General features: G+C 71.2%; 7 protein-coding genes. 3 read left to right on the top strand and 4 right to left on the bottom strand.

Annotated elements, in window-relative coordinates:
• Positions 1-91 precede the first annotated feature (91 nt).
• The 4 genes from ACZ4V1_RS35000 to rhaI form a co-directional block, all read right to left on the bottom strand.
• Complete coding sequence (locus tag ACZ4V1_RS35000) at positions 92-847, bottom strand: (Fe-S)-binding protein (protein ID WP_468344916.1); 756 nt, start codon at positions 845-847, stop codon at positions 92-94.
• Positions 847-2,346, bottom strand: a complete 1,500-nt coding sequence (locus ACZ4V1_RS34995) for a rhamnulokinase (protein ID WP_468344913.1) — start codon at positions 2,344-2,346, stop codon at positions 847-849. The genes ACZ4V1_RS35000 and ACZ4V1_RS34995 overlap by 1 nt, the downstream gene beginning before the upstream one ends.
• 227 nt (positions 2,347-2,573) lie before the next feature.
• Positions 2,574-4,619, bottom strand: coding sequence for a bifunctional aldolase/short-chain dehydrogenase (locus tag ACZ4V1_RS34990; protein WP_468344910.1), 2,046 nt, complete (start codon positions 4,617-4,619; stop codon positions 2,574-2,576).
• A 68-nt stretch (positions 4,620-4,687) separates the two neighbouring features.
• A complete protein-coding gene (gene rhaI, locus ACZ4V1_RS34985) occupies positions 4,688-5,854 on the bottom strand; it encodes an L-rhamnose isomerase (protein ID WP_468344907.1) in 1,167 nt (388 codons plus the stop codon).
• Positions 5,855-6,136: 282 nt separating this feature from the next.
• Here rhaI and ACZ4V1_RS34980 point away from each other — a divergent pair, with 282 nt between their 5' ends.
• The 3 genes from ACZ4V1_RS34980 to ACZ4V1_RS34970 are packed head-to-tail and all read left to right on the top strand — an operon-like array spanning position 6,137 to position 9,742.
• Positions 6,137-7,666 carry a sugar ABC transporter ATP-binding protein gene (locus tag ACZ4V1_RS34980; RefSeq protein ID WP_468344904.1) on the top strand — a complete coding sequence of 510 codons (1,530 nt, stop codon included), beginning with the start codon at positions 6,137-6,139 and terminating at the stop codon, positions 7,664-7,666.
• On the top strand, positions 7,663-8,718 hold the full coding sequence (locus tag ACZ4V1_RS34975; RefSeq protein WP_468344901.1) for an ABC transporter permease: 1,056 nt from the start codon (positions 7,663-7,665) through the stop codon (positions 8,716-8,718). Before ACZ4V1_RS34980 ends, ACZ4V1_RS34975 begins: the two co-directional genes overlap by 4 nt.
• On the top strand, positions 8,711-9,742 hold the full coding sequence (locus ACZ4V1_RS34970) for an ABC transporter permease (RefSeq protein ID WP_468344898.1): 1,032 nt from the start codon (positions 8,711-8,713) through the stop codon (positions 9,740-9,742). The genes ACZ4V1_RS34975 and ACZ4V1_RS34970 overlap by 8 nt, the downstream gene beginning before the upstream one ends.
• The last annotated feature ends 45 nt before the right edge of the window (positions 9,743-9,787 follow it).

Genomic DNA, 9,787 nt, shown 5'->3' with positions numbered 1-9,787 from the left:
GTGGCGTGCCGCAGGTTCCCGCGCAGCGTCGGATCGTGCACCGCCGCACGCGCCGCCTCGGGAAAGGCCGGCATCCCCAGATACGTCCCGCTCATCGCAGCGGCTCCTCTTCCGTACTCGCGAGGATCTCCGCGAGGTGCAGTGCCCTCTGTGGTGCGTCCCGGCGGCGCAGCATGCCGCCGATGTGCATCAGGCACGAGTTGTCGGCGCCGCACAGCACGTCCGCGTCCGTGGACAGCGCGTTGCGGACCTTGTCGTCGCCCATCGCCTCGGACACGTCGGCGTTCTTCACGGCGAAGGTGCCGCCGAAACCGCAGCACTCCTCGGCGCCCGGCAGTTCGACGAGTTCCAGCCCCCTGACCGCTTCCAGCAGCCGCCGCGGCCGGTCGCCCAGGCCGAGCATGCGCAGCCCGTGGCACGAGGGGTGATAGGTGACCGTATGGGGGAAGCAGGCGCCCACGTCCGTCACCCCGAGCACGTCCACGAGGAACTCGGTCAGCTCGTAGACGTTCGGAACGAGGCACGCGGCGGCGTCGGCCAGTTCCCGGCCCCGGCCCTCGGCCACCGCCCTGGCCCCGATCCGGGGGTAGTTGTCGCGGACCATGGCGACGCAGGAACCGGAGGGCGTGACGACGTGGTCGTAGCCTTCGAAGGCGCGGGCCGTGCGGCGCACCAGTGGTTCGGTCGCGCGCCGGTAGCCGGTGTTGTACTGCGGCTGGCCGCAGCAGGTCTGGGCGGCGGGGAAGTCCACCTCGACCCCGAGGCGCTCGAGCACCTTGACGGTGGCGATCGCCGTGGACGGGTAGAGGGCGTCGTTGACGCAGGTGGCGAAGAGGGCTACGCGCATCAGGGCTCCGTTCGGGCGGGGGTGAGCCTGGCGGCTGCCGCGTCCCAGGCCGAGCTGTCGCCGCGTGGGGTGTAGTGCCTGAGGTGTTGGGTCGAGGCGACCAGTCGGCGCATCGCCGCCAGGTCGGCCACCAGCCCGGCGGTTCTGGCCTGGACGAGGATGTTGCCGAGGGCGGTGGCTTCGGTGGGCCCGGCGATGACGGGCAGTCCGGTGGCGTCGGCGGTGAACCGGCAGAGCAGGTCGTTGCGGGAGCCGCCGCCGACGAGGTGGATGTGGGTGATGTCGCGGCCGGCGAGTTCGGCCGCCTGCCGCAGGGTGCGGCGGTGGGCCAGTGCCAGGCTCTCCAGGATGCAGCGGACGACGGCACCCTGACTGCCGGGGACCGGCTGGCCCGTACGGCGGCAGTGCTCGCGGATCCGTTCCGGCATGTCGCCCGGGGCGAGGAACTCCGGGTCGTCCGGGTCGATGACCGCGTCGAACGCCTTGGCGCGCGCGGCCTCGGCGAGGAGTGCGGGGATGTGGGCGGGCAGCCCCCGCGCCCGCCAGATCCGGCGGCACTCCTCCAGCAGCCACATGCCCATGATGTTGCGGAGGTAGCGGACGCTGCCGTCCACGCCCAGTTCGTTGGTGAAGTTCGCGGCCCGGGAGGCTTCGGTCAGCACCGGGGCGTCCAGTTCGAGGCCGGCCAGGGACCAGGTGCCGCACGAGATGTAGGCGAAGTGCGGTTCGGTGGCCGGGACGGCGGCGACGGCGGAGGCCGTGTCGTGCGAGGCGACGGTGACGACCGGGGTGCTCGCGTCCAGACCGGTGTGGGCGGCGACGTGCGGCAGGAGGGTTCCGGCCGGGTCGCCGGGGCGGCGCAGGGGCGGCAGCAGAGCCGGGTCGATGGAGAGCCGGTCGAGGAGTTCACCGGACCAGGTGCCCGTGCGGGCGTCGAAGAGGCCCGTGGTGGAGGCGTTGGTCGCCTCCGCGCCGATGGTTCCGGTCAGCCAGTGGACCAGCAGGTCCGGGATCAGCAGCAGCGTGCGGGCAGCGTCCAACTGGCTGCTGCCGACCGCCGAGGCGAGTTGGAAGACGGTGTTGAACGGCAGATGCTGCAGTCCGGTGATCCGGTACAGCTCCTCGGGCCCGACGCGGGGCCAGACCCGCCGGGCGGCGGCGTCGGTGCGGCTGTCCCGGTAGTGGTACGGGGTGCCGAGGAGGACCCCGTCGGCGTCGAGGAGCCCGTAGTCCACCGCCCACGTGTCCACTCCGATGGAGGCGACCGAACCGGCCCTGGCAGCCGCCCGCAGTCCGTCGACCGTTCCCTGGAAGAGCGCGAGCAGGTTCCAGTGCAGTCCGTCGGGCAGGCGAACGGGAGTGTTGGCGAACCGGTGCGCCTCGCTCAGGTCGAGGCGGTCCGGCCCTACCCGGCCGAGGATCACCCGTCCGCTGGTGGCCCCGAGGTCGACCGCGGCGAACGCCGAGGGGAGGCCTGAGGGGGCCGGGGTGCTGGTCACGTGGTGTTACCTCCGCTGTGCGCGGCGAGGAGTGGTGAGGCGAGGGCTGTGGCGATGCGGGGTCGCGGACGACACCCACCAGGTGTGGTGGTGCGAAGGGGCGCGAAAGCGCGGTCGGCGGGTGGGCCGGCTCGGCGTGGCGTGCACCATGCGGCGCCGGTCGCCGGCCCGCGTTGCGCCCTGATGCCGCCGCGCGGCCGGCACCGGCATCGGGGCGGGCCGGTGGCTCAGCGCAGGAAGGCCGCGGCGACACCCGCGTCCACCGGGATGTGCAGGCCGGTGGTGTGGGTCAGGTCACCGCCGGTGAGGGCGAAGACCGCGTTCGCCACGTGCTCGGGCAGCACCTCGCGTTTGAGCAGCGTGCGCTGGGCGTAGAACTCACCGAGCTTCTCCTCCGCCACGCCGTACACGGCGGCCCGCTTGGCGCCCCAGCCTCCGGCGAAGATGCCGGAGCCCCGGACGACTCCGTCGGGGTTGACGCCGTTGACACGGATGCCGTACTCGCCGAGCTCGGCCGCCAGCAGCCGCACCTGGTGGGCCTGGTCGGCCTTGGTCGCCCCGTAGGCGATGTTGTTGGGCCCCGCGAAGACACCGTTCTTGGAGGCGATGTAGACGATGTCGCCGCCGAGCTGCTGCGCGGTCATCACCCGGGCGGCCTCCCGGGAGACGAGGAAGGAGCCGCGGGCCATGATGTCGTGCTGGAGGTCCCAGTCCTCGGCCGTGGTCTCCAGCAGCGGCTTGGAGATGGAGATGCCGGCGTTGTTGACGACGAGGTCGACGCCACCGAAGGCGAGCACGGCCTCGGCGAACGCGGCGGCGATCTGTTCCTCGCTGGTGACGTCCACGGCCACGGCCACGGCCTTGTCGGGGCCGCCGAGTTCCTCGGCGACCGCCGCCGCGCCCGTGGCGTCGAGGTCGGCGACGACGACGCAGGCGCCCTCGGCGGCGAGCCGGTGGGCGATGGCCTTGCCGATGCCGGAGCCGGCGCCCGTGACGAGCGCGACCCGGGTGGCCAGCGGCTTGGGCGCGGGCATCCGCCGCAGCTTGGCCTCCTCCAGCTCCCAGTACTCGATGCGGAACTTCTCCGACTCCTCGATGGGGCTGTAGGAGGAGACGGCCTCGGCGCCGCGCATCACGTTGATCGCGTTGACGTAGAACTCACCGGCGACCCGGGCGGTCTGCTTGTCCTTGCCGAAGGAGAACATGCCGACGCCGGGCACCAGGACGATCGCGGGGTCGGCGCCGCGCATGGCCGGCGAGCCGGGGACGGCGTGCCGCTCGTAGTACGCCCGGTACTCGGCGCGGTACTCGGTGTGCAGCTCCGCCAGCCGAGCGATCGCCTGCTCCAGGGGCGCCCCGGCCGGTAGGTCGAGGACCAGCGGGCGGACCTTGGTGCGCAGGAAGTGGTCGGGGCAGGACGTGCCGAGGGCCGCGAGGCGCGGGTGCTCGGTGCGGGAGAGGAAGTCCAGCACCGCCCCGGAGTCCGTGAAGTGGCCGACCTGCGGCAGGTCGGCGGACGCGATCGCACGGACGTGGGGGGCGAGCGCGGCGGCACGGGCGCGCCGCTCCCCGTCGGGCAGCGGCTCGTAGCCGTCCCGCACCGGGCCGAACGGTTCGGGGCGGCCCTTCTCGGCGAGGAAGGCCTCGGCGGTGCGGATGATGTGCAGCGAGTTGGCCTCGCACTCCTGCGAGGTCGCACCCCACGCGGTGACACCGTGGCCGCCGAGGACGCAGCCGACGGCCTGCGGGTTGGCCTCCTTGATCGCGGCGATGTCCAGACCGAGCTGGAATCCGGGCCGCCGCCACGGCACCCACACGACCGTGTCGCCGAAGCACTCGGCGGTCAGCTTCTCGCCGTCGGCCGCGCAGGCCAGCGCGATTCCGGAGTCGGGGTGCAGGTGGTCCACGTGGGCCGCGTCGACCAGGCCGTGCATGGCGGTGTCGATGGACGGCGCGGCGCCGCCCTTGCCGTGCAGGCAGTAGTCGAACGCGGCGACCATCTCGTCCTCGCGCTCGACGCCCGGGTAGACGCCCTTCAGGGCGTGCAGCCGGTCCAGGCGCAGCGCGGCCAGTCCCCCGGCCTTCAGCGTGCCCAGGTCGCCGCCGGAGCCCTTGACCCACAGCAGCTCCAGCTCGCCGCCGGTGACGGGGTCGGTGGTGGTGCCCTTGGCGGACGTGTTCCCGCCCGCGTAGTTGGTGTTGCGCGGATCGGAGCCCAGCCGGTGCGAGCGCGCCAGGAGCCCGGCGACTTCGGGATGGATGGCGGAGGCCATGTTGATCTTTCCTTCGGGGTGAGGTGACGACGGAGGATGCCCGGGGGCCGCGCGGCCCGGAGCGGCGGCTACGCGCCCCAGCCGGCCTGCTCGCCGCCCACGCGTTCGGCGGCGATCCGCTCCTGCCAGCCGCTGGCGCGGTAGGCGGCGACCGGGTCGGGGTTCAGGCCCTTCTCCTCGCGGACCTGGGCCAGCAGGGGCCGGACGTCGGTGTTGTACGCGTCCATCAGGACGGCGTTGGCCGCCAGGACGTCGCCCTCCTCCTGGGCCGCGGCCAGCGCCTCGTCATCGACCAGCAGCGCCTTGGCGGTGGCTTCCTGGACGTTCATCACCGAACGGATGATCGCCGGGATCTTCGCCTCGATGTTGTGGCACTGGTCGAGCATGAAGGCCACGCCGGCGGCGGGGTCCAGGCCGCCGTTCCTGACGACCTCGCGGAGGATGCGGAAGAGCTGGAAGGGGTCGGCGGCGCCGACCATCAGGTCGTCGTCGGCGTAGAAGCGGGAGTTGAAGTCGAAGCCTCCGAGCTTTCCCTCGCGGAGCAGGACGGCCACGATGAACTCGATGTTGGTGCCGGGGGCGTGGTGGCCGGTGTCCACGACGACCTGTGCCTTGGCACCGAGCTTCAGGCAGTGTGCGTAGGCCGTGCCCCAGTCGGGGACGTCGGTCGTGTAGAAGGCGGGCTCGAAGAACTTGTACTCCAGGAGCATTCGCTGGTTGTCGCCCAGGCGCTCGTAGACGGCTCGGAGGGCCTCGGCGAGCCGCTCCTGGCGGGCCGTGATGTCGTCCTGGCCGGGATAGTTCGTGCCGTCGGCGAACCACAGCTTCAGGTCGCGGGAACCGGTGGCGTCCATGATGTCGACGCACTCCATGAGGTGCGCGAGCGCCTTGCGCCGCACCGCGGCGTCCGGGTGGCAGACACTGCCGAGCTTGTAGTCGTCTTCCTGGAAGACGTTGGCGTTGATGGTGCCCAGTTCCAGGCCCCGGTCCCTCGCGTGCGCGGCCAGCGCCGCGTAGTCGTCCACCTTGTCCCAGGGGATGTGCAGCGCCACCCGGGGCGTGACACCGGTGAACTCGAGCACCCTGGCCGCGTCGTCCAGCTTCTCACGCGGGGTCCGCGGCACGCCGGGCTGCGCGAACACCTTGAAACGCGTTCCGGAGTTGCCGTAGCCCCAGGAAGGCGTCTCGACCCGCTGGTCGGCGAGTGCGGTTCTCACGGCAGTGATGTCAGGCATGTCCACCTCTGGATGCGCAAGTTGCCCCGTCGCGGAGCACTTGAATGACCTGTTCGTGTGAATCGATTCAGGCTGCGCCGAAACTAACCCGTGACACAACCCCCGTCAAGGGCTCCCGCGGGGCTCGGCCCGGCTGTTCGCTGCCACTCCCACCACGGGCACCGGAATCGCGTGAACCCGGACCCTTGACGCCCCGGACGGGCTGAAGCTAGCTTCCCGGCAATCCCGTTTGAAACATTTCATAGCGGGGTTCCCGCTCGGCACACGTACTGGGGAGAACTCATGACTCATCCCGAACCGGAGACCACTCCGGTGCTCGCCCTGGAGGGAGTGAGTAAAGCCTTCGGCGCCGTCCGGGCCCTGCGTGACGTCTCCCTGCGGCTGTACGCGGGCGAAGCCCATGCCCTGGCGGGCGAGAACGGCGCCGGCAAGTCCACCCTGATCAAGACGCTCGCGGGCGTGCACCGCCCGGACACCGGAACGGTCCTCCTCGACGGCAGGCCGGTGGACTTCCACAACCCGGCGGACGCCCGCGACGCGGGGATCGCCGTGATCTACCAGGAGCCCACGCTCTTTCCCGATCTGTCCGTCGCGGAGAACATCTTCATCGGACGGCAGCCCCGGCGCTCACTGGGCAGGGTGGACCACCGTGCGGTCAGGGCGGCCGCGGCCGAGCTCTTCGCCCGCCTCGGTGTCGCCCTCGATCCGGACCAGCCGGCCCGCGGCCTCTCCATCGCCGACCAGCAGCTGGTGGAGATCGCCAAGGCCCTGTCCTTCGACGCCCGCGTCCTGATCATGGACGAGCCGACGGCGGCGCTCACCGGCAGCGAGGTGTCCCGGCTGTTCGGGGTGGTCAGGACGCTGCGCGAGCAGGGGGCGGCGGTGCTGTTCATCTCGCACCGTCTGGAGGAGATCTTCGAACTGTGCCAGCGGGTCACCACCCTTCGGGACGGTGCCTGGATCGCCAGTGAGCCCCTCTCCGACCTGGACGAGGACGGCCTGGTGCGCCGCATGGTCGGCCGCGATCTGGAGGAGCTCTACCCCAAGCAGGAGACCCGGATCGGCGAGGCCGCCCTCAGCGTGCGCCGGCTGACGCGCGAGGGCGTGTTCACCGACGTCTCCTTCGACGTCCGACGCGGCGAGATCCTCGGTCTCGCCGGTCTGGTCGGGGCGGGGCGCAGTGAAGTGGCCCGGGCGGTCTTCGGCGTCGACAGGTTCGACGGCGGTGAGGTGGAGGTGCTCGGCCGCAAGCTGCCCCCGGGAGCCCCGAGCCTGGCCATGGCCGCCGGCCTCGCCCTGGTGCCCGAGGACCGCCGCGCCCAGGGTCTGGTGATGGACATGTCCATCGAGCGGAACATCGGCCTCACCGGTTTCGCGGCCACCTCCCGGGCCGGGCTGATGAACCGGCGGGCCGAGCGCAGCCGCGCCGTGGACTGGGCGACCAGGCTCCAGGTGAAGTACGCGCGCCTGGCCGATGTCGTGGGGACGCTGTCGGGCGGCAACCAGCAGAAGGTCGTCCTGGCCAAGTGGCTCGCCACGGCTCCCCAGGTGCTGATCGTGGACGAGCCGACCCGCGGTATCGACGTGGGGACGAAGGCGGAGGTGCACCGTCTGCTGTCCTCACTCGCCGCCGACGGCGTGGCGGTGCTGATGATCTCGTCCGACCTGCCGGAGATCCTCGGTATGGCCGACCGGGTCCTGGTGATGCACGAGGGCCGGCTGACCGCGGAGATCCCCCGGGCGGAAGCGACCGAGGAGACCGTGATGGCAGCCGCCACCGGCCGCGCCGACCGAGAGGGGAAGGCGGCATGACCACGACCGTCGAGCCGGTACGGCAGGAGGTCCCACCGGAGTCCGTCGCCGCACGGCGGCTCATGGACAAGCTGTTCAAGGCCCGTGAACTGGCCGTGATCGCCGTGCTGGTGGTGATGCTCGGCGCGACCCAGCTGTCCAACTCCGAGTTCCTGTCGCAGCAGGGCATCCGGGACCTGATGCTGAACGCGACCATCCTCGTGCTGGTCGCGATCGGCCAGGCGATGGTGGTGATCACCCGCAACGTCGACCTGTCGGTCGGTTCCGTGCTGGGCATCTCCGCTTTCGCCGCGGGGCTCTACCTCAAGGACGGCGGCCACCCGCTCGTCGCCGTGCTGCTGGCCGTGGGGGTCGGCGCGCTGTTCGGCGTGGTCAACGGCGCACTGGTGAGTCTGGGCAAGGTGCCGGCACTGGTGGTGACCCTGGGCACTCTCTACATCATCCGCGGCATCGACTCGATCTGGGTCGGCTCCCGCCAGATCACGGCGAGCGCCCTGCCCGACGGCTTCGTGGACTTCGGCAGCGACGGCATCTCCGTGGTGCCCTACCTCGCACTGCTCACCCTGGCCGTGCTGGTCGTCGTGGCCTACTACCTCCGCGGTTACCGCAGCGGACGGGACATGTACGCCCTGGGCTCCAACCCCGAGGCCGCCCGGCTCGCCGGCGTCCCGGTCCGGGCCCGGGTCATGACGGCCTACGTGGTGTGCGGGGCGCTCGCCGGGCTCGCCGGCGCCCTGTACCTCGCCCGGTTCGGCAACGTCGACTCCAACACCGGCAGCGGGTACGAACTCATCGTGGTCAGCGCCGTGGTCGTCGGCGGCGTCGCCTTCACCGGCGGATCGGGCACCGTGTACGGCGCCGCGCTCGGCGCCGTACTGCTGACCTCCATCAACGGTGTGCTTCCCGCCCTCGGCGTGAGTTCGGTCTGGGTCACCGCCATCAACGGCTTCCTGCTGCTGCTCGCCATCGCCGTCGACCGGATTCTGGCGCTCAGAGTCTCCGGAGCCCTGCGCAAGAAGGCCGCACAGTCGAGGAGTGCCCGTCATGCCTGACACCACCGTCAAGTCTCCCGTGCTCTCCCGTCTCGGCGGAGCGGTGCGCTGGGACACCTCGGTCGGCGTTCTGCTGGTCGTCCTGCTGATCTGTTCGTTCTCCTTCGTGGAGAACTTCGGCAACGCCCTGAACGTGTCGTTCCTCATCGGCAACACCCTGCCCATCGCCCTGATCGCCCTGCCGATGGCGATGCTCGTGGTCTCCGGCGAGGTGGACCTCTCGGTGGCCTCGACGGCCGGCCTCTCCAGTGCCGTGATGGGCGCGCTGTGGAACGCCGGCATGGCGATCGAGACGATCATTCCGCTCTGCGTTCTGCTCGGGGTGGTGTGCGGCCTGGTCAACGGCCTGCTCGTCACCCGGCTCGGGCTGCCCTCACTGGCCGTCACCATCGGCACCCTGGGCGCCTATCGCGGTATCGCGCAGATCGTGCTCGGCTCCGACTCCGTGACCGACTTCCCGGCCCAGTACCTGGACTTCGGCGCCGGCCGGTTCGGGGACACGTTCCTCCCCTACGCCGTCGTTCCCTTCGTCATCCTGCTGGCGATCGCCGTCGTGGTGCTGCACGCCACGCGCTTGGGACGTTCGCTGTTCGCCATCGGCGCCTCCGAGGAGGCCGCCCGCTTCGCAGGTGTCCGGGTCAGGCGGCTCAAGCTGGCCATGTTCGTGTCCACGGGTGTCGTCTCCGCTCTGACCGGTGTCTTCTGGACCCTGCACTACGCCAGCGCCCGCTACGACAACGCCACCGGACTGGAACTGTCCGTCATCGCCGCGGTGCTGCTCGGCGGCATCGACTTCGACGGCGGCAAGGGCACGCTCGGCGGTGCCGTCGCCGGTGTGTTCCTGCTCGGCACGATGCAGAACGTCATGAGTCTGCTGAACGTCTCCGCCCAGTCCCAGACCGTGGCGACCGGCGTCCTGCTGGTCATCTCGGTTCTCGCGCCGCGGATCGGCAGGCGGGTCTCCCAGGCACGGGCCAGGGGGAGAACGGCCGCTCCTCCGCCCCTGACAGCCCCCTCCCCCTAGTCCCCCGGTCCTTCCTCCCCCTAGTCCCCGGTCCTTCCTCCCAGT

This window comes from Streptomyces sp. NPDC028991, assembly GCF_055564775.1.
Note: the sequence above shows the minus strand (reverse complement) of the source record. Positions and strands in the feature narration are given on the sequence as shown.